The organism is Proteus hauseri, from assembly GCF_004116975.1.
GTDB lineage: Bacteria > Pseudomonadota > Gammaproteobacteria > Enterobacterales > Enterobacteriaceae > Proteus > Proteus hauseri.
Genome location: NZ_CP026364.1, coordinates 3,027,620 through 3,044,205 on the forward strand (window position 1 = coordinate 3,027,620; position 16,586 = coordinate 3,044,205).

Here is a 16,586-nt window from a genome sequence, read left to right on the forward strand (position 1 = left end):
AGAGAGATTTAGGGGGCAAAATGGATAAATTATTAGAACGGTTTTTCGAATACATTAGTTTTGATACTCAATCAAAGCCATCTTCAAAAATATCGCCAAGTAGTGATGGGCAATTAAAATTAGCAAAAGCGTTGGTGCAAGAGCTAAAAAAATTGGGTTTTTCTGATGTCACACTCAGTGATAAAGGCTGTGTGATGGCGGGATTACCCTCTAACGTATCATGGCCAGTACCCGTAATAGGTTTTATTTCGCACCTTGACACATCACCTGATTTTTCAGGTAAGCATGTAAAACCACAAGTACTTGAAGATTATCGTGGGGGAGATATTGCCCTTGGTATTGGTGATGAAGTGTTATCGCCAGTTATGTTTCCAATTCTGCACTCAATGATTGGTAAAACATTAATTACTACAGATGGTAAAACATTGCTTGGTGCTGATGATAAGGCTGGTATTGCTGAAATTATTACAGCGATGGTACGTTTAAAAGAAACTAATCGACCGCACGGTGATATTCGCATTGCCTTTACGCCAGACGAAGAGATTGGCCGTGGTGCGCACTATGTTGATTTAAAAGAATTTGGTGCAAACTGGGCTTATACCGTTGATGGCGGTGGTGTTGGTGAACTGGAGTTTGAAAACTTCAATGCTGCATCAGTAAGCATCAAAATTGTTGGTAACAATGTGCATCCCGGTAGTGCTAAAGGTGTGATGGTAAATGCGCTTGGTTTAGCTTCACGTATACACCAAGAATTACCAACAGATGAAACACCAGAAAATACGGATGGTTATGATGGTTTTTATCATCTTCAAAGCATGAAAGGCAGCGTAGAAAGAGCGGATATGCACTATATCATCCGTGATTTTAACCGTAATCAGTTTGAAAAACGCAAACAAAATATGATTGCGATAGCAGAAAAAGTTGGTAAAGGTTTACACCCAGATTGCTATATTGAACTGACTATTGATGACAGTTATTACAATATGCACGATAAGGTTGTTCAATTTCCACATATCATTGATATTGCTAAGCAAGCGATGATTGATTGCGATATTGAGCCAGATATTAAGCCTATTCGCGGCGGTACTGATGGTGCACAACTTTCTTATCGCGGTTTGCCTTGTCCTAATATTTTCACTGGTGGCTATAACTTCCACGGTAAACATGAGTTTATTTCTCTTGAGGGAATGGAAGCGGCAGTTAGCGTTATTATGCGAATTGCAGAAATCACTGCTGAAAGAGAAAAGGCGAAAGTCATTAGTTAATTTACAACTTTATATACAACAATAGCCGAATAACGGCTATTGTTGTTTTTGGGCTATTATTATTTCTTGGTTTTATTTAGTCTCTTGCTCAACAGATAATTTCTAGTCATCGCTCAATTATTTTCCTTCAATTTTAGAGTGAATCACTTTATGAACAGACTTATAGGCATTTTTATAACCTGAATATATTGTGTTGAGTTAGATGATTTAATATCAATGCTTTTAGTAGCACTAATCGCATCAATGTTGGCTCCTGAGAAAATAAATTCCCAACCTCTCTATTTTTTCATATCCTGCATAGAGCTGCTTTTATCTAATATAAAAATAACATCTATTTGTGCTGGTGGCGCTTTGACCTTAGAAGCACTAACAGACTCTGCAAATACAACAGTAGGTAAAATAAATATAATAATAAAGGTAATCAGCTTTCTTATAGGTGAGTCCATTGTCAAAAAAGAAGGAGAGTATCAAGATCTAATTTTATCATGGCAGTAATTAAGAAACTAAAATAGTAGAATAGACAAAATAATAACCAGTATTATGGCGTGTAATAATATCTAAATCTAAATTTAATTATTTAATAAATAGTGTAATAAGTATGATTATTTATTTAACCTTGAATATGAGGTTGTTTATTAAGTAATCTTATTAGATTAAAAGAAAACAATATCGCTTATAGTGGTCGTAAAATGACTAAACAATGGCTATTATAATGAAAACGACAACAGAATTATTATTTGAACCAGTAATAACTGAAAACTTACAACTTCGAGATAATGGAACTAAAACCGTTAATATTGAAGATAACATATTGATTATAAGATCAGAAAAACAATCACTAATTCTGGTGGTTAGTTACTTTATTATTTCCTTTGCTATTCTATTTTCTTTGTTTATGTTAAATAACAAACACACACTATTATTATTATCTCTTCAAGTATCTTTCTTTATGTTTATACCTCTATTTTTTAAGAGCACTAGAATATTTTTAAAAGAAGCGATAAGTTATTTAATGCGTTAGATTTAAAATAATAACATACTAAATAAAGGTGGTAATACTCTTTAATACAAAGGCTTCAATAATAAATTTTAGGTAATAAAAACTACGTAATAATTTATATAAAGGTAATAAATTTTCTATAGTTGATGAACATATTTTAAAACTAGCCACTGAAGCTTCAAATAAACATAAACATTAACTTAAGAAATGATAGATAATATTAAAAATAGGATAATAAAAACCCAGCTTTAGTTAGCTGGGTTTTAAATGTAATAATTAGTTGCTATTGACAATTAATCATCAAAGTACCAGTAACCCTGATTCACTAAATGGGTTAATAAACGAACAAACTTAGGGTCACCTAGAGCATCACCTAAATGTTCTTTATCCACTTGGGCGTATTGGCACAAGGCATCGGCGGCTTCAATACGATCTGTATTCATTAATTCACCATTTACAAAACAGTTATCACCGACACGTAGTGCGCGAATACCGTTTAAGCGATTAAGTTTTTCGCCTTGCAGTAGTAAGTCATGAATTTCTGCATTTTCATAGAGTGGCTCAGGTACCGCCAAATCAAGTTCATGGCGGGACTGAGAAATAAACTCACCAAACCAATGGCGGAATACTTCTGGTTGAGCCAATAAATCTTCCATCATGTCATGCAATTTATTGAGTTCTTGATGCTGAACTAATGCAGGATTTTCACGTGGCGTTAAATCTGGGTCGCTATATCGATAGCTACCTAAATCGTTAGCAAGAACATAGTCAGCAAAACCACTGAACAGCTCACGTGCATTTGGCGCACGGAAACCGACAGAATAGTTGAGTGATTCTTCAATTGCATAACCTTCATGTGGGAATCCAGGTGGAATATAAAGAATATCCCCCGGTTCTAGCTCTTCATCAATAATTGCTTCAAATGGGTCAACTTGAAGTAAGTCTGGGTGAGGGCAGTGTTGTTTCATTGGGATTTTTTCCCCAACACGCCAATGACGGCGACCTTGTCCTTGAATAATAAAAACATCATATTGATCAAGATGCGGGCCAACACCACCACCAGGAACTGAATAAGAGATCATGAGATCATCAATACGCCAGTCAGGTAAAACACGGAAAGGTTTCATTAACGCAGCACTAGGAAAATGCCAGTGATCAACGGCTTGCACTAATAAAGACCAATTTTTATCGCCAAGGCCATCAAAGTCCTCAAAAGGTCCGTGTTTGACTCCCCATTGTCCGTCGTGACAGCTAACAAGACGGCTATCTACTTCATCTTCCATTGCAAGACCAGCAAGTTCGTCAGGAGATAAAGGATCAACAAAACGAGAGAAGCCGTTTTTTATTAATAAAGGGCGCTTTTGCCAATGGCTTTCTAAAAATGCATGCCAATCTAAATTAAGTTTATAGTCCATTGTGTATGTCCTGAATTCGGGAAGCCTAAAAAACATAATATAATGAATTGAAACTTCCTGCTAAACATTCCTTTGAGCAATGTGAGTAATAACGATTAACATAGCGATAAGTGAGCAGATATCATACATAAATGAAATAATAGCAATAAGTAAGGTGTCTGATTGGTTGTTGTATCATCGGTAGACACTTTTATATATGCACTATTCTCGTTCTAAAGTTAGCTGTTGTTCTTTAAATACAACAGTAATTCGAGCGCCGCCTAATGGACTATCTGCGATAAGAACTTCACCGCTATATTGCTCAATAATATCAACTGCGATAGATAAACCTAAACCTTGTCCAGGGCGAAGGGTATCTGCTCGTGTTCCACGCAAAAAAATAGCTGCTCTTTTCTCTGGATTTACACCGGGACCATCATCATCAACAATAATAATGAGGCTATTTTCAGTATTGTTGACGTTAATTTCGACAAACTCGAGACAATATTTACATGCATTATCAAGAATATTTCCCATCACTTCCATAAAATCATTTTTTTCGCCTAGCCACATTATTTCTGGTGAAACATTTAAAGAAAGATCAACACCTTTAGACTGATAGACTTTACTTAAAGCACTGCAAAGGTTGTCGAGTAATCCAGATAATGAATGAAGCTTTCGTGTAGTAATATCATGATCACCATGTATTGATGCACGATGTAGATAATAACCCACTTGTTGAGAGATACGCTCAATTTGAGAGAGCATAATAGGTTCTGCTTGCTCTATCGTCATTTGTTTACCTGAACGTAAAGAGCGCAGTGTTGATTGTAATACGGCCAAGGGTGTTTTTAAGCTATGAGTTAAGTCAGATAAACTAGTGCGATATTTACTATAGCGATTGCGTTCATTACGTAGCAGTACATTAAGGTTACGCACAAGTCCTTTTAATTCAGTCGGCGGATTTTCATCAAGATCACTACGAGAGCCTTTTTCTAACGCGCTAATTTGTTCAATAACAGATTTTATCGGCCTTAAACTCCAATGGGCCGCTAGCCAAATTAAAGGTATTACTAATAGAAAGTTGGCAAGGAGAACATACAGAAACCAGTCCCATACTTGACTTGTTTTTTGCATTTTTTGAGGAATAGGATCGATAACGGCAATAGCAAGATAAGGAATATTATTTTCAGCAGGGTAATGATTTATCACTACTGAGTGCGTTAATGAATCATCGCGAGAATATTCATCAAGTCTTTTTAAATAGGCACGGTATTGGGGGAGTTGTTGCAACATTAAACGCGTTGTTTTGACATCTGCTGTTATCTCGAATAAGCCTTCTTCATTGCGCCATTTAGGATTAATGCTATTAGGAATTGATTTAGGTAAATCAGGTGGTGTCCATAACACATCACCTTTGCTATCAAAAATAACCACTAGTGATGTATTGTTGTTATTTAAATTAGTAGGAAACTCAATATTCAGCTTACCATTTTCCCATTGAGCGAGGCTGTAGTAGAGATTGCTTTGGCTACGCATCAGCATATAGGTTGTTTTATCAATACTAACGATAGAACCAACAATTGCTACCAACCCATAAGAGAGAGTGAGTGCTAAAATAATGGCACTGGTAGCAAGTAGGAATCGGGTTCGTAATGAAAATGGTGAACGCTGTTTTTTCTGCATATTAAGGTTTCATATCAAAGCGGTAACCTTGTCCGCGTACCGTTACAATGACGTCATCAGCGTATTTTTCGAGTATTTTTTTACGTAAGCGTCCCATAAGTACATCAATAGTATGGCTTTCTCGTAATTCAGCATCAGGATAGAGTTGGCGCATTAAGGCATCTTTACTGACAACTTTATTTTGGTTACGCATTAGCGTTTCTAAAATAGTGTATTCAAAAGCCGTTAACTTAATTTGTTCACCTGAAATCATGAACTCTTTACGCGACAAATCCAACTCAAAAGGCGCTATTACCAGAGTTTGTGAAGCAATGCCCATGTTTCTTCGCATTAATGCCTGAATTCGTGCAACAATCTCCTCAAAATGAAAGGGTTTCGTCACATAATCGTCAGCACCTGCATTTAATGCAGAGACTTTCTCTTGCCAACTTTCTCGTGCCGTTAATACCATAATAGGTAAGGTAATATTGTTTTCTCGCCACCTGCGAATAAGACTAATGCCATCTTCATCAGGAAGACCCAAGTCAACAATTGCAACGTCTGGCGCACCTTCAGCGATAAAATAGTCTGCCTCTTTGGCATCTTCTGCTGCATCAACTTGATGTCCTGCATCACGAAATTGCACCGTTAAGTGATGACGGAGTAAAATATTATCTTCAATAATTAGGAGTCGCATTGTTTCACCTTGTTTACAGTTATCCCCAACAGCCACTGTAAGACGATTATAGCGTGATAGCTCACTATCTAAATTAAGTATGTGGGAATGTTGTACTCATTTATAATCAAAAATAGGTTATAAAAATAAAATATGAAATAGCATATTTAGCGTATATAGCCATAAAAAAAGGCAGAGATTATCTGCCTTTTTAGTCGCTGATTAGTTGAGCTTATCAACAAGTTGGGTTGCAAAGCCAATATAACTTTCTGGTGTCATTGCTTTTAAACGTACTTTTTCATTTTCTGGTAAATCTAAACCATCAATAAAAACACTCATATCTTGTGCAGTAATGCGCTTACCACGCGTTAACTCTTTGAGTTTTTCATAAGGTTTTTCAATACCATAACGACGCATTACCGTTTGAATAGGCTCAGCCAATACTTCCCAGTTATGATCTAACTCTTCACGAAGATGGTTTTCATTCACTTCAAGTTTATTTAGGCCTTTCATTGTAGATTGATAGGCGATTAATGCATAACCTATACCAACACCTAAATTACGTAAGACGGTTGAATCTGTTAAATCACGCTGCCAGCGAGAAACTGGTAATTTACTAGAAAGATGTCCCATCATCGCATTAGCAAGCCCTAAGTTTCCTTCTGAGTTTTCAAAGTCGATAGGGTTAACTTTATGTGGCATGGTTGATGAACCAATTTCACCCGCTATTGTTTTTTGTTTGAAATGGTTAAGTGCAATATAGCCCCAAATATCACGGTCAAAATCAATCAAGATGGTATTAAAGCGGCTAATACAATCAAAAAGTTCGGCAATGTAATCATGTGGTTCAATTTGAGTAGTGTATGGGTTCCAGGTAATACCTAATGAAGTAACAAACTCTTCACTAAACTGGTGCCAATTAACTTCAGGGTAAGCCGCTAGATGTGCATTATAGTTACCGACAGCACCATTGATTTTACCTAAGATCTCAACTTGAGTGAGTTGGCGATATTGGCGTTCCATACGATAAGCAACATTAGCAAACTCTTTACCGACAGTAGAAGGCGTTGCAGGTTGCCCATGTGTACGAGAAAGCAGTGGCAGTTCGCGATAATCTTGAGCCATTTTGCTAATAGTATCAATTAGTTCACGCCATGCAGGTAGTAAAATTTCTTGGCGCGCTGTTTCTAGCATAATGGCATGGGAGAGGTTATTAATATCTTCAGAAGTACAAGCGAAGTGAATAAACTCTGAAACCTGATGTAATGCAGGAACTGCTGCTACTTTCTCTTTTAAGAAGTATTCAACCGCTTTTACATCATGGTTAGTTGTTCGTTCGATAGTTTTAATGCGGCTCGCATCTTCTTCATTGAAATTAGCGACAATGGCATCAAGGAAATCGATTGCGTTTTTTTCAAAGGCCGGAACTTCTTTAATGTCGGTGCAAGAAGCTAGCTTTTGCAGCCAGCGAACTTCTACCTGTACACGGAATTTCAGAAGACCGAATTCACTAAAAATAGCACGTAATGACGAGGTTTTACTGCCGTAACGACCGTCAATAGGTGAAATCGCTGTCAGCGAAGATAATTCCATTGTTGGCAACTCCCAGGTTGAATTTTAAAGTATTAACATTGAGCGAGAAAATCGTCAGTTTGTCGTAGGATCGTTTTTTGATGAAGTAAAAAATCAAAACGACGACCACCTACTTGACGCCAAAGTACAGCACTGCGTATACCTGTTAGTAATAATGCTCGGACTTTAGCCTGAATAATTGGGTTACGTAATAACTCAACAGAGCCATGAACTTGAATACGAGGCCCTACTGGACTCACCGTATCCACATAAACGCCTGCAAGTGCATTAAATACACCATCAGACATAGGCTCAAAATAGCTTTTTTGGCGTTCTAATTGCGCAATTTTTTGTGATAATTGGTCGCTGTATTGGCTATTTTTGCTGATAAGGCGTTCAAGATTGATTAAACCTTGCTGATAAGTCATTAGCTCAAGCGTAAGTTTTTCTCTTCTTACTGCTTGATGAATGGCTTTCAATGTTTGGAAGCCTAATTTCAGATGGCTTATTTGATTGCCATAAACATCAAGTGTTGATGTCGGATTGATATTAAAAATGCTGTTGACCATCACCTCAACATCTTTCTCATCACAGCTACCTTGATAAGCAAATTGCTGAACAAGACGGCTTGCCTGGCAGATACCTGCCAGTGCAAGGGTAATATCACGAAAATCTTTAGCCACATCTACTCCTGAATTCGAGTTTCAATAATACCGCCGCCTAAACAGATCTCATCTTGATAAAACACAGCTGATTGACCCGGTGTAACAGCAGCAACAGGATGATCAAAGCGAACTTCAATTTTATCTTCGCCTAATGGCGTTACTGTACATGCAATATCTGGCTGGCGATATCGTGTTTTCACTGTACAGCGGAATGCTTGGGTAACAGGTTCTCTAGAAACCCAATGAAGTTGCTGAGCAACTAAGCCTACAGACATTAATCTTGGATGTTCATGGCCTTGTGCAACGATAAGAATGTTATTTTCAACATCTTTATCGACAACATACCAAGGATCTTCTCCACCATCTTTTGTGCCGCCAATCCCTAAACCTTTACGCTGGCCTAAAGTGTGATACATCAAGCCTTGATGTTCACCGATAGTTTCGCCATCGACAGTAATTATAGGGCCTGGTTTTGCTGGTAAATAGCGAGATAGAAAATCAGTAAACTTGCGCTCGCCAATAAAGCAAATTCCTGTTGAGTCTTTTTTCTTTGCAGTGGCGAGTTCTAATTTCTCAGCAATTTTGCGAACTTCAGGCTTTTCCATTTCACCAACAGGGAAAAGGCTTTGTGCGATTTGCTGATGACTTAATGTATACAAGAAGTAGCTTTGGTCTTTATTATTATCAATGCCACGTAATAACTGGCTTTTACCATCGACATCGCGGCGACGAACATAGTGGCCCGTTGCAATATAATCAGCACCTAGATCTTCAGCAGCATATTCTAAAAACGCTTTGAATTTTATTTCTTTATTACAAAGAATATCTGGATTAGGCGTGCGACCAGCTTTGTATTCGGATAAAAAATGTTCAAAAACATTATCCCAATATTCAGCGGCAAAATTAATAGTGTAAAGTTCTATGCCAAGTTTATCGCAAACGGCTTGCGCATCAGCAAGGTCTGTAGAAGCTGAACAATATTCGGTATCGTCGTCTTCTTCCCAGTTCTTCATAAACAGACCAACGACCTGATATCCTTGTTCCTTTAGAAGATAGGCTGAAACGGATGAATCAACGCCACCGGACATTCCTACGATGACTTTTTTTTGGCTGTTATCTGACATAACTGAATCTCACTGCGGAAAAATAAGCGCCATACTTTACCATATCGCTAACAGGGGTGCACCAAACGAATACGTTTTCTTATTTTGTTTTTAAAGTTTAAAAGATGCGCCGAAACTATCTAATAAAGTCAGAGGATAATGTTCGCCTTGTTGATAACATAAAAGGCTTTCTCTTACTAAAGGCGAGCGTAACTGTTTGCTATTAATGATTTCATCAAAACTAACCCAATGGCAGCAATTTATATCATTATCATTAGGTTGTGTTTCGTGTAATTCTGTTGTTTCAATCAGAAATAAAAAGCGTAAAAAAGGCGTATTGTCTGGTGCAATCCATTGATGTAGTTTAAGAAAATATTGAACTGGTAGTGTTAAACCCGTTTCTTCCCATAACTCGCGTTGAACTGCCTGTATTAATGTTTCATTCGCTTCAAGATGACCCGCAGGCTGATTCCATGTGGCTTTTCCGTTGACCGTTTCTTCAACAACCAGAAATTTATCTTGTGCATGAACGATACAAGCAACAGTAACATGTGGTTTAAACAAGATTGATCTCCTTCCATTCACCAGGGAGTAGGCTATCTAGCGTAATATTCCCCATACTAAAACGAATAAGACGTAAAGTTGGGTAACCTATATGTGCTGTCATTCGTCGGACTTGGCGATTTTTCCCTTCAAACAACGTTATTTTTACCCAAGATGTTGGGATGGTTTGACGTTCTCTAATTGGAGGGCTCCTTTCCCATAGCCATTTAGGTTGCTCTACTATTTCAATTTGTGCAGGTAATGTTTTGCCATCTTTTAATATTAATCCTTCACGAAATTGTTGTAATTGTGAGGCTGTTGGTATGCCCTCTACTTGAGCATAGTAGACTTTGCCCGTTTTTTTACTTGGTTGAGTCAGTTTTGCCTGTAGCTTTCCATCATTTGTTAAGATGAGTAGACCTTCACTATCTCTATCAAGTCTTCCTGCAGCATAAATATCAGGAATAGGGATAAAATCTTTTAGTGTTTTTCGTCCACTTTCATCAGTGAATTGGACTAGAACATCAAAAGGCTTATTAAAGATAATCACTTTACGCTCACCTCTAGGGCGAGCGGGTTTTCCTCGATGAGTAGAGGGGAAATGTTTTTTTGTTTTAGTCGTATTTTTAAGTTGATTTGGCATAGTTTATTTATGTAAAAAATGGGAGATTGATTATACCTTAAAAGAGAAGCGATTGGCGTTAGCTGAATAATCAAGTAGTATTGACAGGTCTCTTACAAAAAATTAACAAAGCGTGCGCTTATATGAAAGGAGAGGTAAATGGAAAGCAAAGTAGTTGTTCCGGCTAATGGCGCTAAGATTACACTAGATGCTAAAGGTAAGCTTGTTGTTCCAAATAATCCGGTTATTCCTTATATCGAAGGGGATGGTATCGGTATCGATGTAACGCCAGCAATGTTAAAAGTTGTTGATGCGGCGGTTGAGAAAGCTTACGGCAAAGAACGTAAGATCCAGTGGATGGAAGTTTACACTGGTGAAAAATCAACACAGGTTTATGGTAAAGATGTTTGGTTACCCGAAGAAACCTTAGATCTTATCCGCGAATATCGTGTTTCTATTAAAGGCCCTCTAACTACGCCAGTTGGTGGCGGTATTCGTTCATTGAACGTGGCATTACGTCAACAACTTGATCTTTATGTGTGTTTGCGCCCAGTTCGTTACTACAAAGGCACGCCAAGCCCAGTTAAGCAACCTGAACTTACTGATATGATTATCTTCCGTGAAAACTCAGAAGATATTTATGCTGGTATCGAGTGGAAAGCTGGTTCTGCTGAAGCAGATAAAGTAATTAAATTCTTACAAGATGAAATGGGTGTCACTAAGATCCGTTTCCCACAAGAATGCGGTATTGGTATTAAGCCATGTTCAGAAGCTGGAACTAAACGTCTAGTTCGTGCTGCTATTGAATACGCTATCGATAATGATCGTGATTCAGTTACATTGGTACACAAAGGTAATATTATGAAATTTACCGAAGGTGCCTTTAAAGACTGGGGTTATGAGTTAGCGCGTGAAGAGTTTGGCGGTGAGTTATTAGATGGCGGTCCTTGGGTTAAAATCAAAAATCCTAAAACGGGTAAAGAGATCATTGTTAAAGATGTTATCGCGGATGCATTCTTACAACAAATCTTACTACGCCCAGCAGAGTATGATGTTATCGCATGTATGAACCTTAATGGCGACTACATTTCTGATGCATTAGCTGCGCAAGTTGGTGGTATTGGTATTGCTCCAGGTGCAAATATTGGTGATGAGTGTGCTTTATTTGAAGCGACTCACGGTACCGCGCCTAAATATGCAGGCCAAGATAAAGTAAACCCAGGTTCTATTATCCTTTCTGCTGAAATGATGCTACGCCACATGGGTTGGACAGAAGCGGCTGACTTAATCATTAAAGGTATGGAAGGTGCGATTGCCGCTAAGACTGTAACTTATGATTTCGAACGTCAGTTAGAAGGCGCTAAATTGCTGAAATGTAGCGAGTTTGGTGACGCGATTATCAAACATATGTAATTATTGATTTGATAAATAGTTAACGGGAGCTTATTAGTTCCCGTTTATTTTTTGTACTATAAAATTCTTCCCCAAAATATCCCCAAAACTCTTCCCCAAAACTGTTCAATTAAACAGCAATAATTTGCCATTCTTTGCCTCTATCATCGTGGTATTTATCAGTCATATTTTGTGTTTTATGCCCCAATAATTTTTGTGTATTAATTCCTTGTTCTCGATAAAGTCGCTCGGATAAAGATCGCTGTTCATGGAAAGTAGGTGCTGTGCCTTTTCCCCAAGTTAACCCGCATTTATCTCGTGCTTTTTTAAACGTTGTGGTTAACGTATTTGGCGTGACTTGTTCACCTCGTTTTGCTTGTGCGGTGGTATGCCGATAATGCACGAGATATTTGCTCACAACCGCGTCACGACATTGAGCAACGACATCCCTTAAGGAGAGATTGATAGCCTCACATTTTAGTGAGAGAGGGATGGCCAACTTACTCCCCGTTTTTTCTTGCTGTATATGTAACATGTCATCCCAAATATCAGAGAATTTCATTTTACAGATATCACCGATCCGCTGACCTGTGGTTAAGGCCAGCAACATGCCACATTGCAAGTAAGGAGGGTGGTTCTTAGCTTGCTGGTAAATAGTGCGCCATTCGTCCAATGTCATGCGTTCTCTTTTCACTCTGTTCCGTGGTTGTTTAGTTGCTTTCGCGGGATTGTAACCAGGCGGAACATAGCCAGCATGTTGAGCTTCTTTAAATACATCAATAAGCACCATGCGAACGACCTGCGCCATTCTTGAATGTCCTAATACTTTGATGGAATCTATTATTTCAGCAATATCTAATGCGGTTATCTCTTTTAATATTTTCGTACCACAATACTGACGGAATAAATTAATAGGTTTCATTTTTTGTCGATAAGAATTAATTTTTAATTCACCGATATCTAATCTTTCTTTTTGAATATCTAAATATTTATCCATCCATATATCGACAGATATTTCAGACTTATTTGTCTTAATTTTTGATAACCGTTCATTAATACTTAATAACTGCCTAGTATGTTGTTCAGCAATAATTGTATTTGCCTGAATGGCAGTTTTTCTCGCTTCTTGCTCGTCGGTGCCTAAGCTATGAAATTTACCGGTGATGGGATGTTTATATTGCCAATAAATCTTGCCGTTACGTTTATCTAACTTTCGATATAGATTAGGGATGATAATTTTATGGGTTCGTGGTCGGGCAGCCATCTGTAATTATCCTCTTAAGTCGTTCCGTTGATTTAGTAGGAATTTGAGGGAGAGACAGATAGCCCACATAACGAGCTTCTCTATCAACCATCCACTTGCGGCCAACTTTCATTGCAGGTGGTGCAATAAGGTTATTCTTTGCGTATTTTTGTAATACCGTTATGCAAGGAGAGGCATCTCCAAATTCCAACCTTGCCCACGCTTCAAGAGTTACCATTCTTGACATATTTTCTCTCCATACTGCCGTATACAGTTTAAATAGACGTTAATTATGCTGGTGGTATTTATTTAAACTTTTTAGAACTGTTTATTTAGCTCCTTTTACTTAATTCATTAAATCTACGTAAAAATAAAACTTTGGCTTGTAGTGGGGTTAATGGATTAACAATAAAATCACTCGTAGGAATACCTTCAAGCATTAGCCAATTACTACCCACATCAATTTCTAAATCTCGTTTTTCGGTTGCTAACATCATTAAGTCGGCTAAATGAACGGCGTCCGATATAACGGGTGGCAAGTTATATTTTTGACGAATAACAGTATCAATTCTTTTTTCTATCTCCTTATATTCAGGTAATAGCTTTTTAAGCGGTGATGGCAGATCTTTTACATAGGCTCCACTGGCATCATGAAGTAAGGCTTCTAAAGCATATTCAGGTGCAACTAAGGAGCAGCCATTATTGAATAACAAGGACATTATTGGCTTTTTGAATAATGAAAAGGTGCTCCAAGCTATGGGCGGGCTGGTATCGATGAATATGTGGATAGGCAGGAATATCCATTGCTGCCAGATCAACGATGAGCATGACAGTTATCATCATCATGAATTAACAACCACATGGCATAAAGACGGTGTGATACGAACCTGTTGGTATCATGATAATCATATTCGCAATTCATCGGCGGGGTGGGTTGCTGAATTAGCGTATAAAAATCGTATTGCTTGGATGATAGACACTATTCGCAGTCGTTTGAGATTAGATGATAGCCATTCGCTGACGATACCTGATTTTTTTGCTTTTGCCGTGATGCATAAACTGGTTGATAAATTACCTGATGCCATATTGCGCCGTATTTTAAATTGGTCTGATAAACCTAAAGAGCGCAGGGTGCATGGCGGTTTTCCTGAAGCTGATATTGTTCCAAATGAAGTGACAGCACTATCAGCAATGAATGCGCGTTTAGATGCCATAAAACCCGTTATTAATGTGACTGTCGATCCGGAACCTCCAGCCTCATTTCTTCTTAAACCTAAAATGCGCCGTTGGGAGAATTCCCAGTGGCTTCAATGGGTCAAAACACAGCCTTGTTGTGTTTGCGGACAACAAGCTGATGATCCACATCATATCATCGGCCATGGTATGGGAGGCATGGGAACGAAAGCCCATGACTTATTCACTATTCCATTATGTCGCATTCATCATGACGAGTTACATCGTGATCCCAAATTGTGGGAAGCCAATTATGGTAACCAAATCGAATTGTTATTTTCTTTTCTAAACCGTTCATTAGGAATGGGGGCATTGGTTTAACGTGTATACGGCACTGGGAGTATTAGTATGAGAGATATGCAGGAAGTTTTATCGCGTTGGGGTGCGTGGTCAGCTAATGAGGGAAATAGTATCGATTACTCATCAATTGCCGCAGGTTTTAAAGGATTAATTCCAAGTTCAAGACGAAGCCGAGAGCAATGTTCTGATGATGATGGCTTAAAAATAAATAAAGCGGTATTACATTTAAAGGCAAATAATAGCTACTTGTTTTAGTTGGTTATTATGTACTATGTGAAGAATTATCCTTTGCGCTCAATGGCTTCAAAACTCGGTATTTCTCATAATGAAGTGGCTAAGCGATTGCAGACAGCGGAAGGATTTATTGAAGGGTGTCTATCGGTTGATAACGTAAAATTAGATATGGATAAAATAATTAGAAAACACAGCATTTATAGTCTTGCGTAATTACAAAACACAATATATTGTGTTAATAATGATTTTGATGTTACATGACTTATCTATTAAAAACCTCGTGAGCATAACGGGGTTGTATTTTTTATAGGTCTACTTAAGCTGATTTACCGCTAAAAAATAAAGTTTGCTATCTGCATTTTTCTATGGCTTAATAGCGTCACTGGTTTGGAAGTACAGACCTATTTATGTTAGTAAGTTTAAAGTTGTTCCCGTTTAGCGTTATCCTCGATACCTCTTCATTGTGAATTCCTTCTAATTAATACCCATAAGTAAAAATACAAAACAAACCGCATATGCCTTATGGCAAATTAAATAAATTAAAGGAAATTCTATGTCTAATACAATGACTGGTACAGTAAAATGGTTCGATGAAGGTAAAGGTTTTGGTTTTATTACTCCAGCTGATGGTAGCAAAGATGTATTCGTACATTTCTCTGCAATCCAAAGTGATAGCTTCAAAACATTAGCTGAAGGCCAACAAGTTTCATTCACCATGGAAAATGGTATGAAAGGTCCTTCTGCTGGCAATGTGGTGGCTCTCTAAAGGCGCTATTACTATTCGCCTCTATTTTAAATGCCCTTGTTGTAGCGGTTCACAATATAGAACATCACAATTTGATGTCTCCGTGAACAATCCACACGGCGCAAGATGTATATTTTGCAAAAGTGTGATGTCAGCTCAAATAAGTTAAGCATTAAATAGTTGAATATATAAAACCTCGCTTTGGCGGGGTTTTTTGTTATCTATAATCTCATATTGGTTAAAGATAAAAAATTTAGATTTTGGGGCTTGAAAAATACTTGCTCGTTCATATTTATATTTTGGGCAAATAAGATACCGCCCATAATTCACTAAATACTGAAGGAGGAGTTATATGCCTAACATTAAACCTTTTTCATTATTCCCAACATTATCTGACAACTTACTTTCAAACCGTTTTGATCAGATAGATCGCCTGTTTAGTCAGTTAACAGGCAGTAAGCCCATTGCATCACCTGTACAGACTTATAACCTGAAACAGATTGATGATAACCATTATGAACTGACAGTGAGTGTGCCTGGATATCAAGCAAATGATTTATCGGTTTCATTAAAAGGAAGCCGTTTATTGATTGAAGGGAAAAAAGAAGAAAAATCAGAAGAAGACAATGATAAATGGATCCACCGAGGCATATCTCAAGGGCAATTTACGTTGCAATTTGACCTCGGTAAAAATGTTAAAATAGACAAAGCCGATTTATCAAGTGGACTTCTGACTATTGCTATTGAGTATGAATTACCTGAAGAAGAAAAACGGCAAACAATTGCGATAGAAAATAAAGATAAAAGTTAATTGAGTTAGATAACATGAATAAGATTAAGGCTACGCATAATGTGTGGCCTTAATTGTTTTTATCTGAGGTTCTAAATTGTATTAGTTCAGACTAGGCCCGTAGGTGGAATACAACTAGGCCAT

At 37.7% G+C, this 16,586-nt stretch carries 18 protein-coding genes and 1 pseudogene; 8 read left to right on the plus strand and 11 right to left on the minus strand.

Translation table 11 applies throughout. The features are described from left to right. Positions 1 to 20 precede the first annotated feature (20 nt). The gene (gene pepT / locus PH4a_RS13720; protein WP_129040489.1) at positions 21 to 1,265 is read left to right on the plus strand and encodes a peptidase T; all 1,245 of its coding nucleotides are present in this window, start codon (positions 21 to 23) and stop codon (positions 1,263 to 1,265) included. A gap of 216 nt (positions 1,266 to 1,481) precedes the next feature. Next, entirely contained in the window at positions 1,482 to 1,760 is a 279-nt protein-coding gene (locus PH4a_RS13725) for a hypothetical protein (protein ID WP_129040491.1), read from the plus strand. A 798-nt stretch (positions 1,761 to 2,558) separates the two neighbouring features. Here the strand turns inward: PH4a_RS13725 and PH4a_RS13730 are convergent. From PH4a_RS13730 to rluE, 8 genes are all read right to left on the minus strand, one after another. Continuing rightward, positions 2,559 to 3,680, minus strand: coding sequence for a ribosomal protein uL16 3-hydroxylase (locus PH4a_RS13730; RefSeq protein ID WP_129040493.1), 1,122 nt, complete (start codon positions 3,678 to 3,680; stop codon positions 2,559 to 2,561). A gap of 201 nt (positions 3,681 to 3,881) precedes the next feature. Further along, a complete protein-coding gene (gene phoQ / locus PH4a_RS13735; RefSeq protein WP_129040495.1) occupies positions 3,882 to 5,345 on the minus strand; it encodes a two-component system sensor histidine kinase PhoQ in 1,464 nt (487 codons plus the stop codon). Between the two features lies 1 nt (position 5,346). Continuing rightward, complete coding sequence (gene phoP / locus PH4a_RS13740; RefSeq protein ID WP_129040497.1) at positions 5,347 to 6,021, minus strand: two-component system response regulator PhoP; 675 nt, start codon at positions 6,019 to 6,021, stop codon at positions 5,347 to 5,349. Positions 6,022 to 6,222: 201 nt separating this feature from the next. After that, positions 6,223 to 7,593 carry an adenylosuccinate lyase gene (gene purB, locus PH4a_RS13745; protein WP_129040499.1) on the minus strand — a complete coding sequence of 457 codons (1,371 nt, stop codon included), beginning with the start codon at positions 7,591 to 7,593 and terminating at the stop codon, positions 6,223 to 6,225. A gap of 32 nt (positions 7,594 to 7,625) precedes the next feature. Then, a complete protein-coding gene (hflD, locus tag PH4a_RS13750; protein ID WP_129040501.1) occupies positions 7,626 to 8,255 on the minus strand; it encodes a high frequency lysogenization protein HflD in 630 nt (209 codons plus the stop codon). 2 nt (positions 8,256 to 8,257) lie between these two features. Beyond that, complete coding sequence (gene mnmA, locus PH4a_RS13755; protein WP_129040503.1) at positions 8,258 to 9,361, minus strand: tRNA 2-thiouridine(34) synthase MnmA; 1,104 nt, start codon at positions 9,359 to 9,361, stop codon at positions 8,258 to 8,260. Positions 9,362 to 9,451: 90 nt separating this feature from the next. Beyond that, positions 9,452 to 9,904 (minus strand): NUDIX hydrolase, encoded by a 453-nt coding sequence (locus PH4a_RS13760; protein WP_129040504.1) that lies wholly within the window; start codon positions 9,902 to 9,904, stop codon positions 9,452 to 9,454. After that, entirely contained in the window at positions 9,897 to 10,526 is a 630-nt protein-coding gene (gene rluE, locus PH4a_RS13765; RefSeq protein ID WP_129040506.1) for a 23S rRNA pseudouridine(2457) synthase RluE, read from the minus strand. The genes PH4a_RS13760 and rluE overlap by 8 nt, the downstream gene beginning before the upstream one ends. A gap of 138 nt (positions 10,527 to 10,664) precedes the next feature. Between rluE and icd the strand changes: the two genes are divergently transcribed. After that, positions 10,665 to 11,918 carry an NADP-dependent isocitrate dehydrogenase gene (icd, locus tag PH4a_RS13770; RefSeq protein ID WP_129040509.1) on the plus strand — a complete coding sequence of 418 codons (1,254 nt, stop codon included), beginning with the start codon at positions 10,665 to 10,667 and terminating at the stop codon, positions 11,916 to 11,918. 109 nt (positions 11,919 to 12,027) lie between these two features. Here icd and PH4a_RS13775 read toward each other — a convergent pair whose 3' ends face one another. The 3 genes from PH4a_RS13775 to PH4a_RS13785 all read right to left on the minus strand — a co-directional run bounded on the left by PH4a_RS13775 (position 12,028) and on the right by PH4a_RS13785 (position 13,859). Beyond that, complete coding sequence (locus PH4a_RS13775; protein ID WP_129040511.1) at positions 12,028 to 13,161, minus strand: site-specific integrase; 1,134 nt, start codon at positions 13,159 to 13,161, stop codon at positions 12,028 to 12,030. Beyond that, positions 13,136 to 13,387 carry an excisionase gene (locus PH4a_RS13780; RefSeq protein WP_109850540.1) on the minus strand — a complete coding sequence of 84 codons (252 nt, stop codon included), beginning with the start codon at positions 13,385 to 13,387 and terminating at the stop codon, positions 13,136 to 13,138. The genes PH4a_RS13775 and PH4a_RS13780 overlap by 26 nt, the downstream gene beginning before the upstream one ends. 85 nt (positions 13,388 to 13,472) lie before the next feature. Then, positions 13,473 to 13,859, minus strand: a complete 387-nt coding sequence (locus PH4a_RS13785) for a hypothetical protein (protein WP_244212884.1) — start codon at positions 13,857 to 13,859, stop codon at positions 13,473 to 13,475. Positions 13,860 to 13,869: 10 nt separating this feature from the next. Between PH4a_RS13785 and PH4a_RS13790 the strand changes: the two genes are divergently transcribed. The 5 genes and pseudogenes from PH4a_RS13790 to PH4a_RS13810 all read left to right on the plus strand — a co-directional run bounded on the left by PH4a_RS13790 (position 13,870) and on the right by PH4a_RS13810 (position 16,463). After that, positions 13,870 to 14,694 carry a DUF968 domain-containing protein gene (locus PH4a_RS13790; RefSeq protein WP_244212885.1) on the plus strand — a complete coding sequence of 275 codons (825 nt, stop codon included), beginning with the start codon at positions 13,870 to 13,872 and terminating at the stop codon, positions 14,692 to 14,694. A 27-nt stretch (positions 14,695 to 14,721) separates the two neighbouring features. After that, positions 14,722 to 15,120: pseudogene (locus PH4a_RS13795) on the plus strand (antiterminator Q family protein). A gap of 340 nt (positions 15,121 to 15,460) precedes the next feature. Then, positions 15,461 to 15,673 carry a transcription antiterminator/RNA stability regulator CspE gene (gene cspE / locus PH4a_RS13800; protein ID WP_129040513.1) on the plus strand — a complete coding sequence of 71 codons (213 nt, stop codon included), beginning with the start codon at positions 15,461 to 15,463 and terminating at the stop codon, positions 15,671 to 15,673. Beyond that, positions 15,657 to 15,821 carry a cold shock small protein YmcF gene (gene ymcF, locus PH4a_RS18310; RefSeq protein ID WP_129040515.1) on the plus strand — a complete coding sequence of 55 codons (165 nt, stop codon included), beginning with the start codon at positions 15,657 to 15,659 and terminating at the stop codon, positions 15,819 to 15,821. The genes cspE and ymcF overlap by 17 nt, the downstream gene beginning before the upstream one ends. A gap of 183 nt (positions 15,822 to 16,004) precedes the next feature. Next, positions 16,005 to 16,463, plus strand: a complete 459-nt coding sequence (locus PH4a_RS13810; protein WP_129040517.1) for an Hsp20 family protein — start codon at positions 16,005 to 16,007, stop codon at positions 16,461 to 16,463. Positions 16,464 to 16,586: the final 123 nt, after the last annotated feature.

Bases quoted from the DNA above. Each gene is read 5' to 3' on its own strand.
- PH4a_RS13780 (WP_109850540.1), bottom strand. From the start codon at position 13,387: ATGTCAAGAATGGTAACTCTTGAAGCGTGGGCAAGGTTGGAATTTGGA.
- phoP (WP_129040497.1), bottom strand. From the start codon at position 6,021: ATGCGACTCCTAATTATTGAAGATAATATTTTACTCCGTCATCACTTA.
- PH4a_RS13785 (WP_244212884.1), bottom strand. From the start codon at position 13,859: ATGTCCTTGTTATTCAATAATGGCTGCTCCTTAGTTGCACCTGAATAT.
- cspE (WP_129040513.1), top strand. From the start codon at position 15,461: ATGTCTAATACAATGACTGGTACAGTAAAATGGTTCGATGAAGGTAAA.
- phoQ (WP_129040495.1), bottom strand. From the start codon at position 5,345: ATGCAGAAAAAACAGCGTTCACCATTTTCATTACGAACCCGATTCCTA.
- mnmA (WP_129040503.1), bottom strand. From the start codon at position 9,361: ATGTCAGATAACAGCCAAAAAAAAGTCATCGTAGGAATGTCCGGTGGC.
- icd (WP_129040509.1), top strand. From the start codon at position 10,665: ATGGAAAGCAAAGTAGTTGTTCCGGCTAATGGCGCTAAGATTACACTA.
- PH4a_RS13810 (WP_129040517.1), top strand. From the start codon at position 16,005: ATGCCTAACATTAAACCTTTTTCATTATTCCCAACATTATCTGACAAC.
- rluE (WP_129040506.1), bottom strand. From the start codon at position 10,526: ATGCCAAATCAACTTAAAAATACGACTAAAACAAAAAAACATTTCCCC.
- PH4a_RS13725 (WP_129040491.1), top strand. From the start codon at position 1,482: ATGCTTTTAGTAGCACTAATCGCATCAATGTTGGCTCCTGAGAAAATA.
- ymcF (WP_129040515.1), top strand. From the start codon at position 15,657: ATGTGGTGGCTCTCTAAAGGCGCTATTACTATTCGCCTCTATTTTAAA.
- PH4a_RS13775 (WP_129040511.1), bottom strand. From the start codon at position 13,161: ATGGCTGCCCGACCACGAACCCATAAAATTATCATCCCTAATCTATAT.
- pepT (WP_129040489.1), top strand. From the start codon at position 21: ATGGATAAATTATTAGAACGGTTTTTCGAATACATTAGTTTTGATACT.
- PH4a_RS13730 (WP_129040493.1), bottom strand. From the start codon at position 3,680: ATGGACTATAAACTTAATTTAGATTGGCATGCATTTTTAGAAAGCCAT.
- purB (WP_129040499.1), bottom strand. From the start codon at position 7,593: ATGGAATTATCTTCGCTGACAGCGATTTCACCTATTGACGGTCGTTAC.